Annotated in this window: 21 protein-coding genes; 6 read left to right on the top strand and 15 right to left on the bottom strand. The window is 65.1% G+C overall.

Annotated elements, in window-relative coordinates; all coding sequences use genetic code 11:
* The first annotated feature begins 135 nt into the window (after positions 1–135).
* Entirely contained in the window at positions 136–1,818 is a 1,683-nt protein-coding gene (locus IDM28_RS05170) for a ShlB/FhaC/HecB family hemolysin secretion/activation protein (protein ID WP_188035499.1), read from the top strand.
* Positions 1,819–1,846: 28 nt separating this feature from the next.
* On the top strand, positions 1,847–6,148 hold the full coding sequence (locus IDM28_RS05165) for a hemagglutinin repeat-containing protein (RefSeq protein ID WP_188035498.1): 4,302 nt from the start codon (positions 1,847–1,849) through the stop codon (positions 6,146–6,148).
* A 152-nt stretch (positions 6,149–6,300) separates the two neighbouring features.
* On the opposite strand, the gene IDM28_RS05160 is transcribed toward IDM28_RS05165, so the two are convergent.
* Genes IDM28_RS05160 through IDM28_RS05105 form a run of 12 tightly spaced genes read right to left on the bottom strand, consistent with a single transcriptional unit; the run spans position 6,301 to position 16,911 of the window.
* Entirely contained in the window at positions 6,301–6,933 is a 633-nt protein-coding gene (locus IDM28_RS05160; RefSeq protein WP_224785578.1) for a type II secretion system protein N, read from the bottom strand.
* Positions 6,934–6,941: 8 nt separating this feature from the next.
* A complete protein-coding gene (gene gspM, locus IDM28_RS05155; RefSeq protein WP_262499991.1) occupies positions 6,942–7,328 on the bottom strand; it encodes a type II secretion system protein GspM in 387 nt (128 codons plus the stop codon).
* Positions 7,325–8,398 (bottom strand): GspL/Epsl periplasmic domain-containing protein, encoded by a 1,074-nt coding sequence (locus IDM28_RS05150; protein WP_188035497.1) that lies wholly within the window; start codon positions 8,396–8,398, stop codon positions 7,325–7,327. Before IDM28_RS05150 ends, gspM begins: the two co-directional genes overlap by 4 nt.
* Positions 8,395–8,985 carry a Tfp pilus assembly protein FimT/FimU gene (locus IDM28_RS05145; RefSeq protein WP_150571040.1) on the bottom strand — a complete coding sequence of 197 codons (591 nt, stop codon included), beginning with the start codon at positions 8,983–8,985 and terminating at the stop codon, positions 8,395–8,397. Before IDM28_RS05145 ends, IDM28_RS05150 begins: the two co-directional genes overlap by 4 nt.
* Positions 8,982–9,350 (bottom strand): type II secretion system protein, encoded by a 369-nt coding sequence (locus IDM28_RS05140; protein WP_101317060.1) that lies wholly within the window; start codon positions 9,348–9,350, stop codon positions 8,982–8,984. The genes IDM28_RS05145 and IDM28_RS05140 overlap by 4 nt, the downstream gene beginning before the upstream one ends.
* Entirely contained in the window at positions 9,347–9,784 is a 438-nt protein-coding gene (gene gspH, locus IDM28_RS05135; protein ID WP_181088600.1) for a type II secretion system minor pseudopilin GspH, read from the bottom strand. Before gspH ends, IDM28_RS05140 begins: the two co-directional genes overlap by 4 nt.
* 3 nt (positions 9,785–9,787) lie before the next feature.
* Entirely contained in the window at positions 9,788–10,222 is a 435-nt protein-coding gene (gspG, locus tag IDM28_RS05130) for a type II secretion system major pseudopilin GspG (protein ID WP_101317055.1), read from the bottom strand.
* A gap of 15 nt (positions 10,223–10,237) precedes the next feature.
* On the bottom strand, positions 10,238–11,440 hold the full coding sequence (gspF, locus tag IDM28_RS05125; RefSeq protein WP_188035496.1) for a type II secretion system inner membrane protein GspF: 1,203 nt from the start codon (positions 11,438–11,440) through the stop codon (positions 10,238–10,240).
* A gap of 3 nt (positions 11,441–11,443) precedes the next feature.
* The gene (locus tag IDM28_RS05120) at positions 11,444–12,892 is read right to left on the bottom strand and encodes a GspE/PulE family protein (RefSeq protein WP_150571082.1); all 1,449 of its coding nucleotides are present in this window, start codon (positions 12,890–12,892) and stop codon (positions 11,444–11,446) included.
* Entirely contained in the window at positions 12,892–14,844 is a 1,953-nt protein-coding gene (gspD, locus tag IDM28_RS05115) for a type II secretion system secretin GspD (protein ID WP_188035495.1), read from the bottom strand. The genes IDM28_RS05120 and gspD overlap by 1 nt, the downstream gene beginning before the upstream one ends.
* A 4-nt stretch (positions 14,845–14,848) precedes the next feature.
* Positions 14,849–15,274 carry a pilus assembly protein PilZ gene (locus IDM28_RS05110; RefSeq protein WP_101317047.1) on the bottom strand — a complete coding sequence of 142 codons (426 nt, stop codon included), beginning with the start codon at positions 15,272–15,274 and terminating at the stop codon, positions 14,849–14,851.
* Positions 15,271–16,911: a lipoprotein UxpA gene (locus IDM28_RS05105; RefSeq protein ID WP_188035494.1), complete on the bottom strand. Its 1,641-nt coding sequence runs from the start codon at positions 16,909–16,911 to the stop codon at positions 15,271–15,273. Before IDM28_RS05105 ends, IDM28_RS05110 begins: the two co-directional genes overlap by 4 nt.
* A gap of 224 nt (positions 16,912–17,135) precedes the next feature.
* Here IDM28_RS05105 and IDM28_RS05100 point away from each other — a divergent pair, with 224 nt between their 5' ends.
* Positions 17,136–19,181, top strand: coding sequence for a PhoX family protein (locus tag IDM28_RS05100; RefSeq protein WP_101317043.1), 2,046 nt, complete (start codon positions 17,136–17,138; stop codon positions 19,179–19,181).
* Between the two features lie 70 nt (positions 19,182–19,251).
* Here IDM28_RS05100 and gspK read toward each other — a convergent pair whose 3' ends face one another.
* On the bottom strand, positions 19,252–20,214 hold the full coding sequence (gspK, locus tag IDM28_RS05095; protein WP_150573881.1) for a type II secretion system minor pseudopilin GspK: 963 nt from the start codon (positions 20,212–20,214) through the stop codon (positions 19,252–19,254).
* 145 nt (positions 20,215–20,359) lie between these two features.
* On the opposite strand from gspK, the gene tatA reads away from it, so the two are divergent.
* From tatA to tatC, 3 genes are read left to right on the top strand one after another with little or no spacing between them, the layout of a single operon-like run.
* Positions 20,360–20,593, top strand: a complete 234-nt coding sequence (gene tatA, locus IDM28_RS24005) for a twin-arginine translocase TatA/TatE family subunit (RefSeq protein WP_101317039.1) — start codon at positions 20,360–20,362, stop codon at positions 20,591–20,593.
* Positions 20,593–20,883, top strand: coding sequence for a Sec-independent protein translocase protein TatB (tatB, locus tag IDM28_RS05085; protein ID WP_188035493.1), 291 nt, complete (start codon positions 20,593–20,595; stop codon positions 20,881–20,883). Before tatA ends, tatB begins: the two co-directional genes overlap by 1 nt.
* Positions 20,880–21,623 (top strand): twin-arginine translocase subunit TatC, encoded by a 744-nt coding sequence (tatC, locus tag IDM28_RS05080; RefSeq protein WP_150571047.1) that lies wholly within the window; start codon positions 20,880–20,882, stop codon positions 21,621–21,623. Before tatB ends, tatC begins: the two co-directional genes overlap by 4 nt.
* A 90-nt stretch (positions 21,624–21,713) precedes the next feature.
* Here the strand turns inward: tatC and cutA are convergent, their stop codons facing one another.
* Positions 21,714–22,025 carry a YqfO family protein gene (gene cutA / locus IDM28_RS05075; RefSeq protein WP_103436248.1) on the bottom strand — a complete coding sequence of 104 codons (312 nt, stop codon included), beginning with the start codon at positions 22,023–22,025 and terminating at the stop codon, positions 21,714–21,716.
* Positions 22,026–22,028: 3 nt separating this feature from the next.
* On the bottom strand, positions 22,029–25,928 hold the full coding sequence (gene purL, locus IDM28_RS05070) for a phosphoribosylformylglycinamidine synthase (protein ID WP_188035492.1): 3,900 nt from the start codon (positions 25,926–25,928) through the stop codon (positions 22,029–22,031).
* Positions 25,929–25,954 lie beyond the last annotated feature (26 nt).

Raw genomic sequence — 25,954 nt, 5'->3', positions numbered from 1 at the left:
CAAGAAATTTCCTACGCACTTCGCGCACTTGTCTGACGCTCCGGTCAGCAAGGTACGGCATATTTTCCAATAGCCAACTTCTTAGAATTTCCGCAAAGAAGCACGCAAACCGTGCCCTAGTTGCGGAAGTTCACCATGCCTACTTGCCTGCCCCGTGTAGGTCGACTAATCCTTTGCGCCCTTTTGCTGGGCCTGTTTGGCACAGTAGAGGCGCTCGCCAGCGACCCCGCCAGCCAGCAGATACGTGATCAACAACGCGCGCTGCAGCAAATCGAGCAGCACCAGCGTTTGCAGCAGTGGCAGCGCCGGGGGCGGGTCGACAGCACTGTCGAGTCGACCACGTCAGCCCCGCCTGATCAACAGTGCTGGGCGATCTCCGGTGTGCGCATCACCGGCAACAAACAGATCTCCAGCGCCGACCTTGAACAACACCTGCGGCCGCTGCTGCCATCCTGCACGGGCGTGGCCGATCTCAATCGCCTACTCAAGGCCATCACCGAACTCTATGTACGCGCCGGTTATCCGGCCAGTCGACCGTACCTGGCCCGGCAACCGGCGACTGGCAAGCCACTCGAGGTGGTCATCATCGAAGGCTTTGTCGAGTCGATCAGGCTTGCCGATCCCGACCTGCCATTGTCGTTACGCGGCGCCTTTCCCAATCTGCTGGGCCGGCCGTTGTACTTGCCTGATCTGGAGCAAGGCCTCGACCAACTCAATCGGCTGCGCGCCTACGACCTGACTGCCGCGCTGCTGCCGGGCACCCTGCAGGGCGGCACCCAGATACTCATCGAGCCGCGCGCAGTGGGTTCGCGCTGGCACCTGGACAGCCGCCTGGACAACCGCGGCAGCCCCCTTACCGGTCGCCACAGGTTGAGCCTCGGCCTCGGCGTCGACAGCCCGCTGCAGGTCAACGACGACCTGCGCCTGACCCTCAACGCCGCCGTATTCGACGCACCGGGGCAGAGCCAGGGCGCCAGCCTGTATTACAGCGTGCCCTACGGCCCGTGGACGTTCGCCGTCAACGCCAGCCAGCTGAGCTACCGAGCGCCGATCCCGGATACCCGTTACACCAGTAACGGCACTAGCCGCTTCCAAGGCGTGAGCGCCGAGCGCGTGCTCTGGCGCGGTCAGCACGGCATGCTCAGCGCCAGCGCGCGGCTTGACCACAAGCAACTGCAGAACCGCCTCGACGACAGCCTGCTGCAACTACAGAGCCCGACCCTGACCACGCTGGACGCCGGGGTCAATCTGCTGTGGCTGGAGGCAGGCCTGTGGCACGGCTACCTCGGCATTGCCCGCGGCTTGGCCTGGTTTGGCGCAGACCCACCGGCTAGCGCAGCCGCGCATCCACAAGCGCAGTTTCTCAAGTACCGGGCAAATCTGCTGCATGTGCGTCAGGGGCCAGCGCAAAGCCCCTGGCGCTGGCAGAGCGAACTCAATCTGCAGTACAGCCGCGATGTGCTGCCGGCCATCGAACAGTTGCTGCTCAGCGACGACTCGGCGGTACGCGGTTTTCGCGCCTACAGCGTCGCCGGCGCCAGCGGCGCGGTCTGGCGCAACAGCGTTAGCCAACCCTTGGCCATACCCCTGCCCTTCAACTTGCAGCTACGCCCACAACTCAGCCTAGACCTGGGTTGGGCCCGCCTCACCAGCGACAGCCCCTGGCAACGACTGGCCGGCGCCGCCGCTGGCGTCGAGGTCAGCCTGCCGGGCAGCCGTTTGCGCCTCGACTATCAATTTCCGCTGTACGCCAGTGACCGTTCTCGACAGGCCCTCGAGCCGGGATTCTGGGTGCTGGATTGGAGCCTGTCCCTGTGATTCACCCACCACCACGAGAAAAACAATAATGAAAAACCTTGCGCAACTCCCCCTGATCCAACCAGACACACTGCGCTGGGCGGTGTTTGTCGGCCTGTTCTGCACGGGCGCAGCCCTTGCCCAACCCGCATTGCAGCCCAGCAGCGGCCCCGGTGGAACGCCCGTGATCAACCCGGCCCATGGCGTGCCGGTGATCGAAATCGTCCCGCCAAATGCCAGTGGCCTGTCGCACAACCAGTTCATCGACTATAACGTCGGCAAGCCCGGGCTGGTGCTCAACAACTCGCTGCAGTCGGGCCAGTCGCAACTGGCCGGCGCCCTGGCGGCCAACCCGCAGTTTCACGGTCAGGCCGCTTCGACCATCCTCAATGAGGTGGTCAGCCGCAACGCCTCGCTGATCGAAGGCCCGCAGGAAATCTTCGGTCGCGCGGCCAACTACATCCTCGCCAACCCCAACGGCATCACCCTCAACGGCGGCAGCTTCATCAACACCACCCGGGCCGGCTTCGCGGTCGGTACTGCAGAGGTCCAGGACCAGCAGTTGAAGCTGCTCGATACCTTGCAGGCGAGCGGCTCGCTGCAGGTGCTGAGCGGCGGCCAACGCAACGACGGCGGTGCGCTGGACCTGATCGCACCGCAGATTCACAGCACGGGCGAGCTCGGCGCCAAGGACGACCTCAACATCACCGTTGGCCGCAATCGTATCGATGCGGTGACCGGTAACGTCGTCGAACACCTGGCTGCGACGCCTTCGAGCATCGACGCCCAGCTGTTCGGTGCGATGCACGCAGGGCGTATTCGGGTAGTCAGCACTGGCGAAGGTGCCGGCGTGCGCGTTGGCGCGGTGCAGGTCAACGGCCGTGACGGCGTCAGCATCGGTTCGGCAGGCGATCTGTTCATCAGCGGTGAACCCGGCCAGGCCGCCACGTTACGCAGTGAGCAGGGGCTGTTGAGGCTGCAGGCCAGGGACAACTTGACCCTGCGCGCTATTGATGGCCAGGCCAAGCGTATCGAAGCCAAGGCCGGGCAACAGCTGACCCTGGATACCACTACCCGCGAAACCATCGCCCGCGAGCAGGAGAACTGGGATAAAGGCTGGTGGTTCGTGACCACCGAAACTTACAACCGCGACCGCACTACCACCGAACGCACCGTGCAAGGCACCACGTTGAGGGCTGACGAAGCGGTCCAATTGCAGTGGGGCGGCGACCTGCGAATGGCTGCCGCAACGCTAACCAGCGAGGGCCAGATTAATCTCGCCAGCGGCGGCAAACTGGACATCGACGCAGCTGTCGACAGCACGCGGGTAAACCAAACCATCCGCCATCGCAAACACCTGTGGAATGGCGACAGTAACAGCGACGACTATCAGGAAACCGCCCGCGGCAGCCGCCTTCAGGCTGGCCAAGTCAGCGCCAGTGCCACCGGCGCGATAAACGTCCGCGGCAGTGAAGTGCATAGCCAGAGCGATGCAGTCCTGCACAGTGACCAGGGCAGCCTCGAGGTCACCAGCGGGCAGACCCAGTCAAGCTCCAACTCGCACAGCCGCGACAGCAAGTTGTTCGGCCTCATAAGCAAGAGCAAGGACGACGCCGAGCAACATGAACAAGCCCAGGCCAGCGAAGTGCAGGCCCAGAGCAACCTGCACCTGGCCAGCGCCGAGCAGATGCGCATTCACGGCTCCAGGCTCAAGGCTGGCCAGCAGCTGAAGGTCGAGGCCAAGGGCGACCTGCTGATCGACAGTGCCCAGTCTCGATCCCAACAGCAGACTTCGACTCATCAACGCGGCCTCACCGCATCTGCCAAGCAGACCCAGGAGGCTGAGGACGGCACGCCTGCTTCGCACCAGTACCAGGCGGGCCTGGGCTATCAGGTAGTCAACAGCCAGCATGAGCAGCAAGACACCACCCAGCTGGGCAGTGAGCTGCAAGCCGGCAACGTCGACCTGCGCAGCGATGCCCACCTGCAAGTCAACGGCTCACAGGTCAAGGCCACCCACGGCGACCTGAACATCAACGCAGAGCAAACCACCCTGAGCGCCACCCACAATCAGCACGAGTCGCTCGACAGCTCCAGCCAGAGCGGCGGCGGCCTGCTGTTGAGCGGCGGCATCGACAAGCTCGGTGCGGCCTTCGAAGGCCACCACAACCGCGATACGCAACAGCAAGAGGACAGCAAGGTGCAGCGCAGCGAACTCTCGGCCACAGACAACCTTCATATCAACAGCAAGCAACTGGTCACCGAAGCCGCACGGGTGACTGCCGGCGATACCCTGCAAATCGATGCCGAGCACATCGACAATCGGGCGGTGCATGACACTGAAGTGCGCGAGCACAACCGTAACGACTGGAGCGCCAGCCTGGGTGGCAGCCTGGAATACCGCGGGCTCACCCGGCCGATCGAGCAACTGATCGCAGGCGGTGAGGGTCAGCGCTTCCAGCAGGCCTCTGTGGAGGATGCGCTGGTCGCCCCGAGTGCCGGCGCCGACATGACTGTGGAGCACCTCAAACGCCTGGAAAACCAGCGCCGCGGCTATGCGCAGGTCAGCGAGCTGAGTGGTGGCTCGGTGGTGGTCAAGGCAGATCGCATCGATGATCAAGGTACGGCATGGCGAGCCAATACCGGCACCCTGCAGATCGATGCCGACCATCATCACATGGCGGCGGCGGTTGATCAGCAGCAGAGCAAGGTCGACCGCCTGGCCTATGGCGGCGACCTGCGGGTCGACACCAGCACTGGCGAAGACATCAATGTGCGCGCCTCGGCCAAGGGTGATTCACTGGCAAGTCTTGTCAGCAAGGACACGGCCCGCCCAGGCAGCCTCTACGGCAAGCAAGGCATTCAGGTTCAGTTGGGCAGCGAAGGCCGCTATGAGGGCAGCCGCTTCGACGGTGGCGATGCGGGGGTAAGCCTGCACAGCGGCGGGCAACTGAGCCTGGTGCAGGTCACTGATCGGCACAGCGAGCAGATCAATGCCATCGAGGGCAACGCCTGGGCCAAAGGCGGCAACCGCCCCGGCAGCACGGGGGGTGAAGTGCGCGGCTATCTCAAGAGCGAGCAACGCTCGCTCGACGATATGACTGCGCAGGTGGCCCAGATCGACGCCAAGGGCGATGTCAGCCTGAGCAGTGCTGGCGACCTGTTGCTGGAAGGCACACGTATCGGCAGCCGAGCGGCCAAGGTCGCCAACGTCGATATGAACAGCGCCGGGCTGTTACAGGTCAAGGCCGCTACCTCAAGTCACGAGGCCCACGGCAACGCCCTCGGCGGCGGCCTGGAATTGGCCCTCAAGCAAGGCGATAGCCGCGGTGGCGCAGTCGGCGGCCACTTCAACAGTGGTCGTGTGGATGAGTCCTCGCGCCAGGCAGTGGATGCGCAGATCGACGCCACCGGCAAGCTGGCCCTGGTCAGCAGCGCACGCGAAGAAACTGCCATGCACCTGCAAGGGCTGCAGGCGACGGCGGGGCAGATCGCGATCACCGCAGACAACGGCGGCCTGCTGCTGGAAGGCTCATCGAACAGCGAGCGGCGCGACAACCTCGCCGTCACTGCCGGCGCCGGCTTTGCCCAATCCAGCGGCAGCCTCGACAGCCAAGGCCTGCACGGCCGGGTCAAGGTCAACCTCGACCAACGCGACAACCAGACCTGGAACACCAGCAACCTGCGCGCCGACCACATCGTCCTGACCAGCAGCGGCGACAGTCGCTTGCTGAGCGCGCGCCTGGATGCAGGACGCATCGACGCCGACATCGGTGGCGACCTACTGGTCGCCAGCCGCAAGGACCAAGTCAACAACCTCAGCGTCGATGTTGATGCGCGCTTGAGCCGCGAGCGCAATCCGCAGGGCTTCAACAATGCCCTGGCTGCGTTGGCAGGTCCCGCGGGCGACAAGCTCACCGGCAAGTTCGGCAAGCAGGTCAGCAAGGTCGACCCAAGCCTGTCGCCTACGCTGAAACTGGACGTGTCGCAGGTTCAGCGCGACACCGTCAGCGAGCAAGCGAGTTTGAGTGGACGCGATGAAGTCCAGCTCAAGGTCGGCGGCAATCTGAAACTGGAAGGTGCCAAGCTGCAGTCAGGCAAAGGCCAGGTGGAGGTGCAGGCTGCATCCGTCACCGAGCAGACCCTATATGGCCGCGACTTCCGCCGCGATTTCGCAGTGGATGCGTCAAATTCGCCGGTCGACCTGGGCACGGCTTTGTTTGACGTGATCAAGAACAGCGTCCGCGCCGATGGCGAGAATGGCTTGGACCTGGGCCTGCTGCGTACCAGTGGGCATAGCCGCAGTGAAGAGTGGGTATCGAGTGTCGGGGGCAAGGGCGGGCGCCGATAGATGAATCAGGCGCGGGCCTGTCCCGCGCCAACCTCCAATAACGAAGCCAGTCAGGGCCTTAACCCTGAGGTCCCCACTAAAATCGCCAACAAATGAAACTGTAAGAGCCTGTTAACTTGGTGTTAACAGGCTTACGCGAGTGTGCGCTGCAACTACCACCTTACCTGCCGCTCGCCCTTGCCAGCCTGCGGCCCCAGCCATTGGGCGCCACGTAACAATGGCGTCAGCGCGGCTTCTGGCTGAACCTCAAAAGCGACCCGCGCGCGGCGGGCGAGCAGGTCCGCATCGAGATCAATCTGGTGTTGATTCTGCTGGGCCAGCGCACCCTGCAAGCGCCAGTCACCCGCACAGTGCATTGCAAGCCAGCCCTGCCCTAACTGCAGCGACCACGGCGATACCAGCGCCAGGTCGGTCACCTGCAAACGCCCCTCGGTACCGGCGCACTGTCGCCATGAACCCGTCACACTGACACGCCCCTGCCATTGCCCCGCCAGGCGATAAGCCACCGGCACACTCGGCGCCGCTTCGAGCGCCTCGACCTCCACCCGCCAGCGCCAGGGCCAACCGCTCAACCGCGCCAGCCAAGCCTGCCCCTGATAAGCCAAGCGGACCTCAGCCTGCATTCGCCACGGTCGCCACTGCCAACGCAGCGGCCCGACATCGCCCACCTGCTCGGCCTGTCCCTGCCAGAGGCTGCCGCTGACGACCCTGCCTGGCAGCAACCAGCTCGCGGGCAACTCCACAAGCAGGGTTACAGCACACACCAGCGCCGGCCACAACAGCACGCGCACCCTCATGGCCGAAACTGCAAGTCGAAGCGCAACTGCTTGCCAGCCTGCTCCATGCCCCATTGCAGCGGCTGCACGCCCTCGGCCTGCAGCACTTGCAACCACGCCAGCAGCGCCTGCTCGTCGGCGACCGCCCCGCGCACGTGCCAATCATCGTCCTGCAACTCGACCTCGGTCAGCTCGATATGCCGGGCCTGGGCGGATTGGCGCAAACGCTCCAGGCTCAATCCAGTGCCGCGCTCAAGGCTGACCGCCGCCTCGGCAAGCCCCCGCCACTGGCTCATCTGGGCCCAGCGTGCGTTCACCTCCCGTACCAGAATGACGACCAGCAACAACGCGATCAGCCCCAAGGCCAGGCGCATACGCAGGCGGGGCGAAAGTGCGCGGATCATGAACTGCTCCCCAGATCGAACACCACGCCCGCTGCCTGCACCTGTACCGTCGCGCCGACCGCAGCGGCCAGTTCCTCCCACGGCGGCAGCGCGCCCTCGCCATCCAGGAGCAGATGCCAGCGCTGCCCATCGAAGCGCACCGCGCGCAGACGCCACTGCGGATGCGCGTGCAACCAGTCCTGCAACTGCTCCTGCAAGCCATCGAGCCGGCGCAGGCGCAAGGCTCGCTCGCCGTCGGCAGCACGCAGCTGCTTGAGCTCCTGCGCCGCTTCACGCGGTGAGGCCTGGGGGCCAGTGACCGCCAGTACCTGCTCGCGATAGAGCTGGGCCTGACGCCATTGCTGGCTTAACCACAGGGCGCCCCAGACAGCGGCAAGCACCAGGCAGGCAGCGATCAAGCCTTTGTGCTGAGCCGTGACATTCAACGATTTGCGCGGGCGGCGCATTTCCCGCAGCCCCGGTGCTGCATCGAGATCCGCAACCCGCTTCGGCCAGGGTCCATCGACCTGCGCAAATACCTGTGTACCCCATGGCGCAGGCGCACCACCCATCCCCTGTGGCCAGGCCAGCCAGTGTTCGCAGCCCTCCTCGTCGACCCGCGCATACAAGGTCGCTTGCTCCTGTCGCCATTGCCATCCACAGCCCCGCTCGAGCGCCGGCAAGAGCTGAAACTGCGACCAGCAACGTTCCACCTCCAGACCCCACTCCACGCACTGAGCCAACCAGTCATCGAGCCGATCACGTGCCACCACCACCAGCCGTAATTGCCCTGTCGCGCGACCGATGCAGGCACAGTCAACCTCATCGCTTCCTTGCAGCAGGCGATCCTCCAACAGCAGCGGCCATTCCTCACGCTTGAGCCCGGGCGGCGCCGGCACCTGAAAATGGCTGCATGCGTCCCCCGGTACCACCACGCCAACCCGAGCGTTGAGGCCCTGCGGCGGGGGCCCCTGCCCTTCGTCACGGAGCACGCCGTTGTCCAGCAGGCACCAGTGCCAATGCCCATCAGCCACAGGCCGCACCAACAACCAAGGCCGCGCTGGCGAGCGCCACCGCCATTCACGCTTCATGAAAGCCCCCAGGGCAGGACGAACGTGCAGACATAAGGTGCTCCATCACGCTGCAGTTGCAGCCGTACACCGGCGCCGGGGTGTGCCGGTTGATCGGAAGGCCAGGCCAGCCAGCGGCCGCCCTGGTAATAGACAACGCTCCAACTGCTGACCCGCTGCAACCGCTCGCGCACGACCCAATGCGGCATGCCGACGGCATACAGGTCTGCCGAGCTTTCCAACAGCAACTGCTGCTCGCGCGGATCGAAGCGCAGGCGCTGACGTTGCAGCCGCGAGCCGCCCTCGGCCTGCGGCCAGGCGGCGGCAGCCACCCAGAGCAACTGCTGCGCCTGCGGTTGCCAATCGAGCCAGCGCACGGCCAAGGGCAAGCGCTGCTCATAGAGACGGCGCAGCACCGGGCTGTCGAAACGCCGCTCCAGGGCCAGGCAAAACTCCAGCACACCGCGTTCGTTGCTGGTGCTGTCGAGACGTTCGCGAACTTTGAGCCAGCCGTTGACCAGCGCGGCGAGCATGACCCCGAGCACGGCGGTCAGGGCCAGCGCGACCATCAGCTCGATCAGGGTCAAGCCTGCCTGGCGACGCTTCATGGCCGCTCCAGAAACACGCTGTACAAACCCAGCGGCAGGCGCTGCTCGCGGTCTGCGAACAACTGCAGCTCGCCACGGCGCAGGTCACGCACACCGGTGCTGCGCAATTGCAGTTGCCAATGGCAGGTCTGCCCGCCCTGCTGCAATTCTCCGCTGCCCTGATTGGCCGCAGGCCAGTACTGCTCGACGACAAAGCGCGCCTGCAATTCACGCGCGCAGAGCAGCCCGAGGCGATGCTGCTGGACGGTCTCCTGCACCGCCAGGCGCTGGCGCAGGACCTGACTGGCGATCACCGCCAGCACCGAGGCGATGGCCAGCGCCACCACGACCTCAAGCAAGGTGAAGCCCACCTGGCGCGACTTCACGGCGCGGCCTGGGTCAGCAAGCGACCGTCGCGCCCCCACTGCCAGCGCTGGCTGCCTTGCGGCCAGCGCCACAGCAGCGTGCCGGGCTGTGCCCAGCCCTCGGGAGTGAACAGCAATTGCGGCGTAGCACTGGCGGACCAGTCCGGGCGCAGCGTCTTTGGCCACTGGCCGAGGCGCACCGGTTCGACCACCCAGGCGTCGCCCTCGCGGCGGACAAACTCCGGCTGCTGGCCATTCCAACGCAGCCCGCGCAATTGCCCGGCATGGCGCGCCAGCGCAGCTTGCTCGCGGGTCTGTGCAGCCAGCCGCTCGAGCGTCTGGCTGACGTTGCTGTTGCCACTGTCGAGCCAGGCCACACTGAGGCCGCTCATCAAGCCGGCAATCGCCAGCACCACGAGCAGTTCGATCAGGCTGAAGCCACGCTGGGCGAGCATCGGTCACAGCGCCCAGTTGCCCAGGTCGGCATCCAGGTCTTCGCCGCCCGCTACGCCATCGGCACCCAGCGAATACACGTCGACCCGACCATGCTCGCCGGGCATGCGGTACTGGTACGGAGTGCCCCAAGGGTCTTCTGGCAAGCGGCGGATATAACCGTCGCTGCGCCAGGCCCGCGGGACAGGTTCGGCGACCGGTTTTGTAACCAGCGCCGCCAAGCCCTGCTCGCTGCTGGGAAAGCGCAGGTTGTCGAGCCGATACATGTCCAGCGCCTGCTCGAGCGTTGCCAGGTCGGCCATGACCTTCTGGCGCATGGCCTTGTCCTGATTGCCCAGCACGCTCGGAGCGACCACGGCGATGAGCAGGCCGATGATGAAAATCACCACCATGATTTCCATCAGGGTGAAGCCTTGTTGGCGCTTACGTCGATGCTGCATTGCCGGTTCTCCTTGTCACAGTTGCAGGCCCTGGTTGAGTTGCATGATCGGCAGCAAGACCGCCAGCACGATGAACAGCACCACGCCGCCCATCACCAGAATCATCAAAGGTTCAAACAGCGCCATCGCGGTATCGACCTGACGGGCAAAGCCACGCTCCTGGTCGTCGGCCACGCGCTCGAGCATGTCGGCCAGGGTGCCGCTGGCCTCACCGCTGCCGACCATGTTCACCAGCAGTGGCGGAAACTGTTGGCTGGCGTCCAGTGCCCGGTGCAGGCTGGTGCCGCCCTCGACCTGCTGGCGGACCTGTTCCATGGCTTGGCGAATGCGCCGGTTGCCAACCGTTTCGGTGGCCACCTGCAGCGCTTCGAGCAGGGCCACGCCACTGCTGCTGAGAATCGCCAGGCTGCGCGCCAGCCGCGCGCTTTCCAGCACTTGCAGCAGGCCGCCGACACGCGGCAGGCGCAGCAGCCATTGATCGCGGCGCAGGCACCAGTGCGCTTTGCGCAGCAGCCAGCGGCTGATCACGCTGAGTAGCAAGACCGCCGCCAACAGCCAGGGCCCGGCGCTGACCAGGCCCTGGCTGAGGCCGATGAGGATCGAGGTCACCAGCGGCAGACTCTGTCCGGAATGGGCAAATTGTTCGGTGAGTTTGGGCACCACGAAGGTCATCAGGCCGACCACTACGGCCAGCGATACACCCATCAGCACCGCCGGATAGATCAACGCCGTACGCGCCTTGTGTTGCTGGCGCTGGACCTGTTCGAGGTGATCTGCCAGCCGCGTCAGCACCTGCGCCAGCCGCCCGGAACGCTCACCGGCTTCGACCAGCGCGCAGTAGAGACCAGTGAACGGCGCGCCCTGCCTTGCCAAACTCCGGGCCAGCCCAAGGCCCTCGGCCAACGCCCCGCGCACACCGACCAGTACCGCTTGCAGCGCCGGCTGGCGCAACTGCCGCTCCAGTGTGGCGAGGGCATCGACCAGAGGGATACCGGCGCCAGTCAGGGTTGCCAGTTGGCGGGTCAGCTCGCACAGCTGCGCCCGGCTGAGGCGCTGGTGACGGGAGCGACCGGTCGCGTTGTCGTGGCGCTTGAGGCCTTTGGCGAACAACCCCTGCTCGCGCAACAACTGCCGTGCATGGCGCTCGCTGTCGGCCTGCAAAGTGGCGGCGTGGCGTTTGCCGGCAAGGTCGACGGCCTGGTAGCGATAGGTCGGCATAGGTTAGCCCTGGACCACGCGCAACACTTCGGCAAGGCTGGTCTGGCCGCGCTGCAGGCAGTCACTGGCCATGCTCACCAGGCTGCGCCGACGGTCCGCCAGGTAGGCGTGCATGGCCACTTCGCTGGCGCCCTCGTACAGCAAGGCAATCAGCCCGGCATCCAGTTCAACGAATTCGTACAGGCCCATCCGTCCGGCATAGCCGCTGCCCTGGCAGGCTTCGCAGCCGACCGCGTGAAAGGTCTCGCGCAACGCGCCCAGTTCAGGGAACAGTTGTTTTTCTGCGGCCTGCAGCGGCTGCGCGACAGCACAGCTGCACAGTTGCCGGACCAGCCGCTGGGCCAATACGCCGCGCAGGCACGAGGCAATCAGAAACGGCTCGATGCCCATGTCGCGCAGACGGGTAACGGCGCCCACGGCGCTGTTGGTATGCAGGGTCGACAGCACCAGGTGGCCGGTGAGGCTGGCCTGCACGGCAATCTGTGCAGTCTCCTGGTCGCGGATTTCGCCGAGCATGATCACGTCCGGGTCCTGACGCAGAATCGCCCGCAGGCCGGCGGCAAAGGTCAGCCCGGCGCGTGGGTTGATCGCGGTCTGGCCAATGCCGGCGATGGCATATTCGACCGGGTCTTCCACGGTGAGGATGTTGCGGCTGCCGTCGTTGAGGCTGTTGAGGCTGGCGTACAGGGTGGTGGTCTTGCCCGAGCCGGTCGGGCCGGTACTGAGGACAATGCCATTGGGCCGCGCCAGGCAATTGCGCAAGCCCTGCAACACGGCGGTGGGCATGCCCAGGTTGTCCAGCGCCAGCAGACTGGCCTGCTTGTCGAGCACGCGCATCACCACCCGCTCACCGTGGATGCCGGGCAAGGTCGAGACCCGCACATCGATCTCGCGACCAGCTGCGCGCAGGGTGATCCGGCCGTCCTGTGGCTGGCGTTTTTCGGCGATATCGAGGCGGGCCATGACCTTGATCCGCGACACCAGCATCGCCGACAGTGCCCGCGGCGGGCGCAGCACTTCGCGCAGGTGGCCGTCGACGCGCAGGCGCACCACCAGGCTTTGCTCGAAGGTTTCGATGTGGATGTCCGATGCACGCAGGCGCATGGCCTGGCCGAACAGGCCGTTGATCAGGCGGATCACCGGCGCTTCGTCATCGCTTTCGAGCAGGTCTTCGATGCGTGGCATTTCGCTCATCAGGCTGTCGAGATCGACCTGCTCGCCGATGCCTTCGATCAACGCCTGATTGGCCGCGCTGCCGGCTTGATAAAGCTGGCCGAGGCGTTGATCGAAGTCTGCCGCCGGCAGGTACTCGACCGCTGCCGGCTGGCCGTGCACGCGCAGCAGTTCCTGCAACTGCGCGCTGTCGGCGTCGGCCCGCAGCCACAGCTGCCAACCTTCGGCGAGTGGCGCCAGGGCCAGGCCGGACTGGCGCGCCAGGCGATAGGGCAGCATCACCAGTTACCGCCTTCGAGCCGCGCGCGGCTGGCCGGAAACACCTGCAACAACTGCGAGCCTTCGGCCAACGCTGGCAATTGCAGCGGCGTGCTCTGCTGCAGGCTGCGGTACTTGTCCTGGCTCAGACCGGCGAGGCTTGGCCCGTCACGCAGGATGCGCGGGCGGATGAACACCATCAGGTTCTGCTTGGTATTGCGGCTGGCATCGGAGCGGAACAAGCGGCCCAGCACCGGGACATCACCAAGCAGCGGCACACGCTGGTTGCTGCTGCTCAATTCATCGCTGATCAGGCCACCGAGAATCACCAGGCCGTTGTCCTCGACCATGACCTTGGTCTTGATCTCGCGCTTGTTGGTAATGACGTCACTGGCGCTGCTGCTGTCGGCAATCGACGAAACTTCCTGGACGATATCCAGGCGCACACTGTTGTCGACGTTGACCTGCGGTTTGATCCGCAGCTTGACCCCGACCTCCTTGCGCTCGATGGTCTGGTACGGGTTGGCGTTGTTCTGGGTTACCGAGCCGGTCACGAACGGCACCTCCTGACCGACCAGGATCGACGCCTCGGCGTTGTCCAGGGTCAACAGGGTTGGCGTCGACAGCAGATTGAAGCCGCTCTTGCCCTTGAGTGCATTGACCAACATGGCGAAGTTGAAGCCGCCGCCGAAGTTGCCGATGCCGGCAGTCACCCCAGTGGTAGCCGACAGCAGCTTGCCCAGCGCACTGGTATCGCCCTCGGCGGCCGCGCCGGCAATACCAGCGATGTTCACTCCGTTGCTGCCGAAGTTGACCACGCCAGCGCCAAACTTCTCGTCAGCAAACAGCCACTGCACACCCAACTCCTGGGCTTGAATGTCCGAGACCTCGGCAATGATCGCCTCGACCACCACCTGCGCACGACGGATGTCCAGCTGCTCGACAATGTTGCGATAGGCCGCCAGCTCGCTGTCCGGGCCGACCATCACCACGGCGTTGGTGCCCTCCTCGTATTCCAGGCGAATACCGGAGTCACTGGCCATCGCCACCGGCTGATCCTTGCCCTCGCCCTGCCCTTCGGCCGGCACCGCGCCGGTCTGGCTCAGGCCGCGCAAGACCTTGACCACTTCGCTGGCATTGGCGTGGCGCAGGTAGATCACCTGGGTATTGCTGCTGTGCAGGTTGTCGCCGGGCCGATCCAGCTGCGCCAACAAGGCGCGCACGCGCTCACGGCTGTCGGCGCTGCCGCGCACCAGCAAGGCATTGCTGCGCGGGTCGGCCACCACCTGGGCACGGTCAGCGGCCTGTTCACTGGCCAGCAGCCGCGTGACCAACTGGGCAGTATCGGCAGCGCTGGCGTGCTGCAGTTTCATCACCTGCAGTGGCTCCTCGCTGACCTGGTCGAGTTCGCGCAGCAGGCTGTCGATGCGTTCGAGGTTGCTGCGCCAGTCGGTCACCACCAGCAGGTTGGCCGCAGGGTACGGCGTGATCACGCCCACCCGGGGATCGATCAGCGGCTTGATGATGCCAAGTATCTGCTCGCTGCCGGCATTGCGCACATTGAACACGCGGGTGGCGACACCATCGCTGCCGGTATTCTTGCTGGCGGCGTTCTCGACCGGCACCGGCTCGAGCCGCGCGGCTTGATCGGGGACGATCTTGACGCTGCCATTGGGCAGGTCGACGGCGGCGTAACCCTGCGCACGCAGCTGGGCGAGGAAGATATCGTAGATGGCGTCAGCGTCATGCCGGTCGACGGTGCGCACGGTGACCTTGCCTTTGACCCGCGGGTCGACGATGAACGTGGTGCCGGTGATCCGCGACACGCTGTCGATGAACTCGACCAGGTCAGTGTCGACGAAATTCACTTCGTACATCGGCGTGCCGCCTTCGTCGAGCACCTCGGGCTCTTCAGCCCAGGCCAATGACAGGCTCAGGCTCAATGCAGCCGCTGCGCAGTATCTAGCAAACATCAACTCATCCTTGCCGCTTGAAGCCGGTCACGGCGGGCCGTGGCGGCCAGGGCAGGCGTTCGCGCCGCCCCTGGTTGTCGATAATCAGGCCTGCGCCATCGATGTCCTGCAGCACGATCCCCGGCGCCAGCCGCTGGCCGCGGCCCAAGGTGCGAATCTGCTCGCCGAAACGCAGCACCACCACCGTCGCCGACAGCGGCTGGGCACGCAGCCCGCCGAGGTACTGCAAGGGCAGCCGGGTCAGAGGGATCTCGCCGGTGTCGAGCGGGGCTTGCCAGTGCCCCGCCATCAGCCCTGGAATGGCCGCGTGTTCAGGCTGCGCCGTCGTGGCCGGCAGCGGCTGACGGCTAAGCTGCAGCACACATTGCGCCGCCAGCCAGCCGGCGAGGGTCAACAGCAAAAAGGCGCCGAGGCGACTGCTCCAGCTCACGTCTTAGCCTGCCGTGGGTGCCAGCCGGGATGCCCCTGTACATAGCGCACCTCAGGCAACTGCAGCGGTGCCAGGCGCCAGTCGCTGGGCTGACGACGCAACCAGGCTTCGAGGGTTTGCCACAGCGGCTCACCGGCATCGGCGGCGAACTGCAGGCCGAAGGTACGGCACTGGCCCTGCACGGTCGCAAAGTCAGCGATACGCTTGCCTTGCGGGCTATAACTGACGCGCCAGGCCTGGTCTTGCCAGCGTGGTAGATCCTGGCTGTTGTCGAGCAGCAGCGGGTCGCCGAACAACTGCTCGGCGGCGTTTTCCAGCACCTGTTCAACCTGCCGTGCCGGCGCCTCGACCACGGGCGCTGGGTAGCCACCGGTAAGGCTTATCAGGTGCTCGCGGGTGATCATTTCACCGCCTGCCAACGGATAGTCGTAGCGCAGCCCCGGCAACAACACCGGCATGGCGCTGCTGTCAGACAACGCTTGCTGGAGCAAGGCATCCCAACTGCCGCCGCGCGTATCGCGCCGCCACAGGGCTTGCGGCGCTCGCGCCAACGGTAGATCGAGCCAAGCGGCATGGCCGGCACGCTGCGCCCGCACCACACTGCGCAGTTGTGCGGCGCGCGCCTGGGCAACGGGCGTCAACTGCTGCTCGAAGGCGGGAAAGAAACGCGCCTGAAACTGCCATTGACCCGCCACCTGCTGGCAACGCAAACGGAACGCGCCGCTGCCACGGCAACCGGCGAACAGCACCGGCACCTGCCGGCCGCTGGCCTGGCTGGCCAGCACTGGCGCCGGCCACAAGTCCTGGCCACGGGCGCACAGCAGCACGTCGATTTCAGCCACGCGCTCGGCCAGCCACAGGCCCGGGCCGGTGCCGACATCGGCCAGCGCGACGACCAGATCAGCCTCGCCCCGCGCCTGCTGAAAGACCGCTTGCAGTGACTGGTACCACTGCTTCAGAGAGGCTTTTTGATCCTGCGCATAAGGATCGGTCACCCCCACCACAGCAATCCGCACACCTGCGCGCTGGAACACCCGCAGGCTGTCGATGCCGAGCGCCTTGCTCTGCTCGGCAGACAGGCCTGCACCCAGTGTCGCCGCGGCAGACTGCTGATACAGCGCCGCACAGCGCTGTGGCCAGAGCACACGTTCATCGCTGCTGACGCGGACATCGCTGCCCAGTAGCTGGCTGCCCTGCACGCCGCTTTCGCCCTGGCTCAGATAAGCCAGGCCGCTGCCATTCCAGCCCTGGCCGTTCTCCAGGGTCAGGCAGTTGTCTGCGCCGGCTTCGTTGCGCAGTTGCTCGAGCAACGCGGCCAGCACCGGGTACCCACCCAGCTGTGCGCGGCTGCTCTGGCTGGCATCCAGCAAAGGCGCAAGCTCCGGGGATGCGGCACTGGCGCTGGCGCCGGTCATCCACGGCGCGCGGCCGAGGTGGCTGACCGGCCCCAGGCGCGTCGCCGGCACCACCGCCTGGCCGGGTTGGCGGGCATCCAGGGTGTCGGCGAGATACAGCAGGTCCAGCGGCGCACCGCCGCCACGCTGGCCGGGCAGCGCCGAGCAGGCGCCAAGCAACGGCGTCAACGCCGCGACACCCATCCAGCTGATTACCTCGCGTCTGCCCACACTGCTAACCATCAGGCCCGCATCCTTTTCCGAGTTCACGTTGGGGTTCGGATATTGCGGCGCTCAGATGACAGTTTCATGGCAGATATCCGACAGTAATCGCCGATTGTTCTGTCAATACGTACTGGTAAGAACTGCTAGTTTTAAGCAGACCTTAATATTTCTGCCAAGGAATCATCACACTTGAGCACTACAGTCGCGGTTTCCTCCAACTCAGCCACTATAAGGACACCCTGATGAGTCGAGACACCGGCGACAACCTGGACCGCAACCAAAGCGGCAACCTGCCGATGGCCAGCGTCATGGACACTTACCTGAGCCGTCGCACCGTGATGCGCGGCAGCCTTGGCGCAGCCATCGCAATGATCGCCGGCACCGGTCTGACAGGCTGTTTCGACAGTGGTGGCGGTTCCGACAACGACTCGCCGTCTACCCCGGAGCCGGTCAAGCTCAAGCTCGGTTTCGACTCCATCGCCGGCTCGCGCACCGATGCCTGCGTCGTCGCTGCCGGTTACAGCGCCTACGTGCTGGCGCCCTGGGGCACTCCGCTGAACAGCAACGCCAATCCGTGGAAGTCCGATGGCAGCAACACCTCCACCGACCAGGCCAACGCGATGGGCATGCACCACGACGGCATGCACTTCTTCCCTATCAACGGCAGCTCGGATGACGGCCTGCTGGCGATCAACTTCGAGTACATCGATGCCGCCGCACTGCACCCGGCCGGCCCCACCACCGACGGCAGCGGCAAGCGCCCGGTGGAAGAAGCACGCAAGGAAATCAACGCCCACGGCGCCGGCGTGGTCCGCCTGAGCAAGGTCAGCGGGCGCTGGCAGGTGGTCGACAACGACCCGCTCAACCGCCGCTTCACCACGGTGTCGCTGATGGATATCGCCGGACCACTGCGCGGCAGCGACCACGTCAAGACCAAATTCTCCCCAGCCGGCACCCAGTGCCGCGGCACCAACAACAACTGCGGCAATGGCTACACGCCGTGGGGCACCTACCTGACCTGCGAAGAAAACTGGCCAGGCATCTTCGTCAACACTGCGACCCGCCCGGCGGATCAGGTGCGCATCGGCGTCAGCGCCACCCGTGGCCAGTACCGCTGGGAAACCTGTGCCGGTGATGCCAGCGAAGTGGACGATGAGTTCGGCCGTTTCAACATCACCCCAAGCGGCGCCAGCGCCACTGACGACTACCGCAACGAAGCCAGCACCTACGGCTACATCGTCGAGATCGACCCGTACAACGCCAGCACCCTGGCAGTGAAGCGCACCGCATTGGGCCGCTTCCGCCACGAGGGCTGCTGCCCGGGCCTGCCGGTCGCGGGCAAGCCGCTGGTCTGGTACACCGGCGACGACTCCAACAACGAATACCTGTACAAGTTCGTCTCCGACGCGGTCTGGGACCCGGCGGACGCCACCCCGGCCGACCGCCTGGCTACCGGTGCCAAGTACATGGACCAAGGCAAGCTGTACGTGGCTCGCTTCAATGCCGACGGCAGCGGCAACTGGCTGCTGCTCGACGTGGCCACCGCCACCACCGGCGGCAGCACCCTGGGCGCGCTGTTCGGTGACCTGCCGGGGATCATCATCAATACCCGCGGCGCCGCCGATGCCGTTGGTGCAACGCCGATGGACCGTCCCGAGTGGACCGCGGTACACCCGGTCAACGGTGACGTCTACCTGACCCTCACCAACAACAGCGCGCGCACTGCGGACAAGGTCGATGCTGCCAACCCACGCGGGCCGAACCGTCATGGCCACGTGATCCGCTGGCACGACAGCGACGACCAGTTGAGCTTCAACTGGGACATCTTCGTGTTTGGCGCCAACGCTGCCGGCACTGCCGATATCAACCGCTCCGGTTTGACCGAACTGAACCAGTTCGCCAGCCCCGATGGCATGAGCTTCGACAGCCGCGGCGTGCTCTGGATCGAAACCGACAACGGCGAGTCGACCCTCACCGACTACACCAACGACCAGCTGCTGGCGGTGATCCCGACCGATCTGGTCGATGCTGCCGGCAAGCAGGTCCCGGTGAACGCGCAGAACCAGTCGGCCCTGCGCCGTTTCTTCGTCGGCCCGAACGGCTGTGAAGTGACCGGGATTGCCTTTGCCCCAGACAACAAGTCGATGTTCGTCAACATCCAGCATCCGGGCAACTGGCCGTACAACGACGTCGCTACCGACGCCACTCCGGCAGGTGCCACGGTGCGCCCGCGAGCTTCGACGGTAGTCATTCAGCGTAATGATGGCGGCGAGATCGGCACTGCCTGATCGAACCTGATCAACGCCCCGGTTGCAGCGCCGCCCTGGCACTGCGACAGGGGCGTTCTCGATTGTGGGCTCACAACAACGGTTCGCGCGCCCTGACGCGCACCTGCTGCGCCGGCACCCGCGCATGCCACTGCACCACACCCAGAGCCTCGATCTGCAACTGACTGCGCAAGCTCAGCCCCTCTTCCTCGAACGACAGCTGCAACAGGTAATGGCCGCTGTTGAGCAGCAAGCCCTCACTCAAGCGCTCGAACGTTTCATCATCGACCGCACCCAGCGCCTGGCGCAGATCCGCTGCATCGGCATAACCGGTCGCAGGCCGGCCACTGACAATGCGGCTGAGCAGTGAACGCGGATACTTGCCTTCATACAACGCATCGAGCAGCTCCAGGTGTTCCAGGCCCAAGGCGTTGGCGTTCAAGCGCCAGCCACTGGTCTGCGCGATCGCACACAACATCGGATAGCGGCGCTGGCGGGTCGCGTCCGGCTCCAGCAGCAGGTTCAGCTCGCTGCTGTCGAGCATCGGCTGATTGGCCGCCAGCCGCGGTGGCTGCTGGCGCAGGTACTGGGCACTTTCGGCGCCTTGCAGGCGGGCATCGCTGTCACTGTCGAGCCAGTCCGCCAGGCCGTGCACCAGCCGTTCGGCCGCCATGTTGTCGCCCAGCAAGTAGCGCAGCTGGCGCTCGGCGCGCTCGGCGTCGTTGCCAAGCAGGGCATTGACGTTGAAGCAGGTGTGCTGATCGCGTACCCGCAACTGCGCCGTACCGCCGGCAAAATCGTAATTCAGTGGCTGCCCGCGCAGGGCCTGCCAGAACAGCGGGCTGAGCCGCCAAGCGGGATCGCGCAGGGCTTGTTTGGCATAGGCCAGACCGGCCTGTTGCATCGCCCGCGCCTGCACCCGCTGCTGCAGCAGGCGCACTTCATCGACCTGACGACGGCCACCTTCGACCAGCCAGGTCAAGCCCGCAGCCAGCATCGCCAGCGCCACCATGACCATCAACAGTGCCGCGCCCTGCTGTTGCTTACCGCCCATTGCCGCCTGCCTTTTCATCACCGAAAGCCGCCAGTCAACACCGTGCGTGTTGCAGGCAGATGGCAGCCGTTCCACCGTCATCCAGGCGTCATCTAGGACAGGCAGGATTGCTTCTCTTTTCATGGCCTTACAGGAGTGCGCTGACATGGGTGGTATTGGAATCTGGCAACTGGTGATCGTGCTGTTGATCGTGTTTCTGCTGTTTGGCACCAAGCGCCTCAAGGGCCTGGGCAGCGATGTCGGCGAGGCGATCCAGGGCTTTCGCAAATCCATGGGCGGCGATACCGATGCCAACAACGCTGCCAATGTTCAGGCCGAGCAGGCGCCAACGCTGAACGGGCAGAGCGTGCCGCAGGCGCACACGGACCGTCAGGCCTGATGTTCGAGATCGGCTTCACCGAGCTGATGCTGGTCGGCATCGTCGCCCTGCTGGTGCTCGGCCCCGAGCGCCTGCCGGTGGCGGCGCGCGCGGTCGGCCGCGTGCTGGGCCAGGCCCGTCGCGCGATGCACACGCTGCGCACCCAGGTCGAACGCGAGATCGACCTGCCGGCACTGGACAGCGCGCCGCTGCAACGCCTGGAACAGGACCTGCGCCAGGGTATCCGCCTCGACACGCAGCCGGCCAATGACGCCGCTGCGCCGGTCATCGCCAAGGAGAATGCATTATGAGCATTGCTGTGCCTGAGCAGCCTCGCATGCCGATCACCGAGCATCTGCGCGAACTGCGCAAACGCCTGCTGCGCGCCCTGCTGATGATCGGCCTGCTGTTCGCCGCGCTGTTCCCGTTTGCGCAGACGCTGTACACGCTGATTTCCGAGCCGCTGCGCCGGTACCTGCCGGAAGGCACCAGCATGATTGCCACCAGCGTCACCTCGCCGTTTCTGACGCCGTTCAAGCTGACCGCGATGTGCGCGTTGTTCGTGGCCATGCCGTTGCTGCTGCATCAGGCCTGGGGCTTCATAGCGCCCGGCATGTACCAGCGCGAGCGGCGCATCGCCCTGCCACTGCTGCTGTCGAGCATCGTCCTGTTCTACAGCGGCATGGCCTTCGCGTTCTTTCTGGTATTTCCGATGATGTTCGGCTTTTTCGCCAGCGTGACGCCTGATGGCGTGGCGATGATGACCGACATCAGCCTGTATCTGGATTTCATCATGGCGCTGTTCCTGGCGTTTGGCCTGGCGTTCGAGATCCCGGTGGCGACCTTCATCGTGGTCTGGGCCGGTTTGACCGATGTGGCGACGCTGCGCAAGAGTCGGCCCTACGTGATCGTCGGCTGCTTTGTGGTGGGGATGATCCTGACGCCGCCGGATGTGTTCTCACAGACGATGCTGGCGGTGCCGATGTGGGTCCTGTTTGAAGTCGGGCTGTTGGCCTGCACTTCGCTGCCCACGAGGCGCAGTGGCGACTGAGGCACGTGCAGCAGCGTGTCACTGTAAATTGAAAAGCCCCGGCAGTGGCCTGCCGGGGCTTTTCGCGTGTAACGGTGCGACAACAACAGCTCAGAAGTCAGCCAACGGCCAAACCTCATAAGCAGGCGTTTCGTACGGGTGGCTGTGCTTCAAGGCAGTGACAACCTGCTGAATCAGCTCGTCGGCCACCACCAGCTCGACCTTCCACTCCTCGACCTGCTCGACCTCGCCAGCCTGCCCGAGAAACGGCTGGCTGCCGGCCATCGGCCGGAACTGGCCTTGGCCAAGGGTCTGCCAGGCGCAGTGCTCATAGCCACCGATACGGCCGCCACCGGCGGCAAACACGGCGGCCTTGACCACTTCGACATGGCTGGCCGGGACGAAGAAGGCGAGCTTGTACACCGCTTAGTTCACCCACACCCGCGCGTTGCGGAACATGCGCATCCACGCCGCATCTTCCTGCCAGTCGTCTGGACGCCACGAGTTCTGCACTGCGCGGAACACCCGCTCAGGGTGCGGCATCATGATCGTCACGCGGCCATCGCGGCTGGTGAGACCGGTGATACCACGCGGTGAGCCGTTCGGGTTGGCCGGGTAGGCTTCGGTGACCTTGCCGTGGTTGTCGACAAAGCGCAGCGCCACGCAGCCAGACTGGTCGGCTGCAAGCAGCGCGGCCGGGTCGGCGAACTCGGCGTGGCCTTCACCGTGGGCGATGGCGATCGGCATATGCGAACCGGCCATGCCCTGCAGGAAGATCGAGTTGGACTTCTGCACCTCGACCATCGCCACACGGGCTTCGAACTGCTCGGAGCGGTTACGCACGAAGTGCGGCCACAGCTCGCTGCCCGGGATCAGCTCGTGCAGGTTGGACATCATCTGGCAACCGTTGCACACACCCAGGGTGAAGCTGTCGTCACGCTCGAAGAATGCCTGGAAGGCATCCCGCGCGCGGCTGTTGAACAGCGCCGACTTGGCCCAGCCCTCACCGGCACCGAGCACGTCACCGTAAGAGAAGCCGCCGCAGGCAACCAGGCCTTTGAACGCTTCCAGGTCAACACGACCGGCGAGGATATCGCTCATGTGCACGTCGACGGCGTTGAAGCCGGCACGGTCGAACGCCGCAGCCATCTCGACCTGGCCGTTGACGCCCTGCTCACGCAGGACTGCCACTTGCGGGCGGATGCCTTTTTTGATGTACGGCGCCGCGATGTCATGGTTGACGTCGAAACCAAGCTTGACGCTCAGGCCTGGGTTGTCTTCAACCAGCAGGCCGGCGTATTCCTGATCAGCGCAGTCGGCGTTGTCGCGCAGGCGCTGGATCTGATAGCTGGTCTTGGCCCACTCGCGCTGCAACTGGCCGCGATCACCGGTGAATACCGCTTCGCCGGCGAGCTTGATCAGCACTTCGCTGTTGTTGATCGGCTGACCGATCACGGCCACGCAATCCTCGCCCAGGCCAGCAGCGCTGAACTGCGCCAGCACGTCCGGGGTGGCATCCTGGCGAACCTGGATGACCGCGCCGAGCTCTTCGTTGAAGAGAATCGCCGCGACTTTTTCGCGCTTGCTGGTCAGGGTGTCGAGTTCAAGGTCCAGACCGCAATGGCCGGCGAAGGCCATTTCCAGCACGGTGGTCAGCAGGCCGCCGTCGGAACGGTCGTGGTAGGCCAGCAGGTGACCATCGGCGTTGAGGCCCTGGATCACGGCGAAGAAGGCCTTGAGGTCTTCAGCGTCGTCGACGTCCGGCGCTTGCGCAGCCAGCTTGCCGTGGGTCTGCGCCAGGATCGACGCGCCCATGCGGTTTTTGCCGCGGCCCAGGTCGATCAGGATCAGGTCGGTTTCGCCCTTGTCCATGCGCAGTTGCGGGGTCAGGGTCTGGCGTACGTCGACCACCGGGGCGAAGCCGCTGATGATCAGCGACATCGGCGAGGTCACGCTTTTTTGCGCGCCCTGCTCGCTCCACTGGGTCTTCATCGACATGGAGTCCTTGCCCACTGGAATGGTCAGACCCAGCTCAGGGCACAGTTCCATACCGACGGCACGGACGGCGTCGAACAGGCGGGCATCTTCACCCGGGTGGCCGGCAGCCGACATCCAGTTGGCCGACAGTTTGATGTCGGACAGCTTTTCGATGCGTGCGGCAGCCAGGTTGGTCAGCGCCTCGCCGACCGCCATGCGGCCGGAGGCCGGAGCATCCAGCAGGGCCAGCGGGGTACGCTCGCCCATCGCCATGGCTTCGCCGGTGTAAACGTCGAAGCTGGTCGCGGTCACGGCGCAATCCGCTACCGGAACCTGCCATGGGCCGACCATCTGGTCGCGGGCAACCAGGCCGGTGATGGTGCGGTCGCCGATGGTGATCAGGAAGCTCTTGCTGGCCACCGCCGGGTGGTGCAGCACGCGCTCGACCGAGTCGGCCAGGTCCAGCGTGCTTGGGTCGAACTCATCGCCAAGCTCTTCTTCGCGAGTGACCGAACGGTGCATGCGCGGCGGCTTGCCGAGCAGGACGTCGAGCGGCATGTCGACCGGGGTGTTGCCGAAGTGGCTGTCAGTAACGGTCAGGTGCGGTTCGGCAGTAGCTTCGCCGACCACCGCAAACGGGCAGCGCTCACGTTCGCAGATGGCCTTGAAACGCTCGAAGTTGGCTGCATCGACCGCCATCACGTAACGCTCTTGCGATTCGTTGCTCCAGATTTCGTGCGGGGCCATGCCCGGCTCGTCGTTGGGCACGTTGCGCAGTTCGAAGCGGCCACCACGACCACCGTCGTTGACCAGTTCCGGGAAGGCGTTGGAAATGCCGCCCGCGCCGACGTCATGGATGAAGGCGATCGGGTTGTCGTCGCCCAGCTGCCAGCAGCGGTCGATGACTTCCTGGCAACGGCGCTCCATTTCCGGGTTTTCCCGTTGAACGGAAGCGAAGTCGAGGTCAGCCGAGCTGGCGCCGGTGGCAACCGACGACGCCGCGCCGCCACCCAGGCCGATCAGCATGGCTGGGCCGCCGAGCACGATCAGCTTGGCGCCCACGGTGATCTCGGCCTTTTGCACGTGATCTTCACGGATGTTGCCCAGGCCGCCGGCCAGCATGATCGGCTTGTGGTAGCCGCGCACTTCTTCGCCGTGCGGGGTCTGGATCGACTGCTCGAAGGTACGGAAATAGCCGGTCAGGGCCGGACGGCCGAATTCGTTGTTGAACGCGGCGCCGCCGAGCGGGCCTTCGACCATGATGTCGAGGGCGTTGACGATGCGCTCTGGCTTGCCGTATGGCTTCTCCCACGGCTGTTCGAAGCCTGGGATCCGCAGGTTGGACACGGTAAAGCCGGTCAGGCCAGCCTTGGGCTTGGCGCCGCGACCGGTCGCGCCTTCGTCACGGATCTCGCCACCAGAACCGGTGGACGCGCCGGAGAATGGCGAAATGGCGGTCGGGTGGTTGTGCGTCTCGACCTTCATGAGGATGTGCACCGGCTCCTGCACCGCGCCGTATTGGCGGGTTTCAGGGTTCGGGAAGAAGCGCCCGGCCACGCTGCCGACGATCACCGAGGCGTTGTCCTTGTAAGCCGACAACACGCCTTCGCTGTGCATCTGGTAGGTGTTCTTGATCATGCCGAACAGGCTCTTGTCCTGCGCCTGGCCGTCGATGTCCCAGGTGGCATTGAAGATCTTGTGTCGGCAATGCTCGGAGTTGGCCTGGGCGAACATCATCAGTTCGATGTCGTTCGGGTTGCGCTTGAGGCCCTGGAAGGCGTTGACCAGGTAATCGATCTCGTCTTCGGCCAGGGCCAGACCGAGGTCGATGTTGGCCTGCGCCAGAGCTGCACGGCCACCGCCAAGCACGTCGACCGAGGTCATCGGCTTGGGCTGGGCATGGCTGAACAGATCGCCTGCCTGCTCCAGTTGGGTCAGCACGCGCTGAGTCATGCGGTCATGCAGCGCGGCGGCAACTTCTTGCGCGTCGGCCTCGCTGAGGTCGCCGGCCACGTAGAAGGCAATGCCGCGCTCCAGGCGCTGAATGCTCTGCAGGCCGCAGTTGTGGGCGATGTCGCTGGCCTTGCTGGCCCAGGGCGAAATCGTGCCCAGGCGCGGCACTACCAGGAACAGGCGGCCAGTCGGCTCTTGTACCGGCACGCTCGGCCCGTACTTGAGCAGACGGGCCAACACTTGCTGCTGGTCGGCGGTCAATTCACCATCGACGTCGGCGAAGTGGGCGAATTCGGCATACAAGCCGGTAACAGCGGGGACTTTCTGGCTCAGTTGCTCGAGTAGCTTACCGTGGCGAAAGGCAGAAAGGGCAGGAGCGCCGCGCAGGATCAACATCGTCGGGACAGCCTCAGGAAGGGGTG

Origin of the sequence: Pseudomonas sp. EZ-C24, from assembly GCF_014525325.1 — a bacterium.
In the GTDB taxonomy this organism is placed as follows: domain Bacteria; phylum Pseudomonadota; class Gammaproteobacteria; order Pseudomonadales; family Pseudomonadaceae; genus Aquipseudomonas; species Aquipseudomonas shirazensis.
This window is presented reverse-complemented; position numbering and strand designations above follow the sequence as displayed.

Bases quoted from the DNA above. Each gene is read 5' to 3' on its own strand.
- IDM28_RS05100 (WP_101317043.1), top strand. From the start codon at position 17,136: ATGAGTCGAGACACCGGCGACAACCTGGACCGCAACCAAAGCGGCAAC.
- gspF (WP_188035496.1), bottom strand. From the start codon at position 11,440: ATGCCGACCTATCGCTACCAGGCCGTCGACCTTGCCGGCAAACGCCAC.
- gspK (WP_150573881.1), bottom strand. From the start codon at position 20,214: ATGGGCGGTAAGCAACAGCAGGGCGCGGCACTGTTGATGGTCATGGTG.
- IDM28_RS05150 (WP_188035497.1), bottom strand. From the start codon at position 8,398: ATGAAGCGTGAATGGCGGTGGCGCTCGCCAGCGCGGCCTTGGTTGTTG.
- tatC (WP_150571047.1), top strand. From the start codon at position 20,880: ATGAGCATTGCTGTGCCTGAGCAGCCTCGCATGCCGATCACCGAGCAT.
- gspG (WP_101317055.1), bottom strand. From the start codon at position 10,222: ATGCAGCATCGACGTAAGCGCCAACAAGGCTTCACCCTGATGGAAATC.
- gspD (WP_188035495.1), bottom strand. From the start codon at position 14,844: ATGTTTGCTAGATACTGCGCAGCGGCTGCATTGAGCCTGAGCCTGTCA.
- tatB (WP_188035493.1), top strand. From the start codon at position 20,593: ATGTTCGAGATCGGCTTCACCGAGCTGATGCTGGTCGGCATCGTCGCC.
- gspM (WP_262499991.1), bottom strand. From the start codon at position 7,328: ATGATCCGCGCACTTTCGCCCCGCCTGCGTATGCGCCTGGCCTTGGGG.
- IDM28_RS05170 (WP_188035499.1), top strand. From the start codon at position 136: ATGCCTACTTGCCTGCCCCGTGTAGGTCGACTAATCCTTTGCGCCCTT.
- purL (WP_188035492.1), bottom strand. From the start codon at position 25,928: ATGTTGATCCTGCGCGGCGCTCCTGCCCTTTCTGCCTTTCGCCACGGT.
- gspH (WP_181088600.1), bottom strand. From the start codon at position 9,784: ATGCTCGCCCAGCGTGGCTTCAGCCTGATCGAACTGCTCGTGGTGCTG.
- IDM28_RS05165 (WP_188035498.1), top strand. From the start codon at position 1,847: ATGAAAAACCTTGCGCAACTCCCCCTGATCCAACCAGACACACTGCGC.
- IDM28_RS05105 (WP_188035494.1), bottom strand. From the start codon at position 16,911: ATGGTTAGCAGTGTGGGCAGACGCGAGGTAATCAGCTGGATGGGTGTC.
- tatA (WP_101317039.1), top strand. From the start codon at position 20,360: ATGGGTGGTATTGGAATCTGGCAACTGGTGATCGTGCTGTTGATCGTG.
- IDM28_RS05120 (WP_150571082.1), bottom strand. From the start codon at position 12,892: ATGCTGCCCTATCGCCTGGCGCGCCAGTCCGGCCTGGCCCTGGCGCCA.
- IDM28_RS05145 (WP_150571040.1), bottom strand. From the start codon at position 8,985: ATGAAGCGTCGCCAGGCAGGCTTGACCCTGATCGAGCTGATGGTCGCG.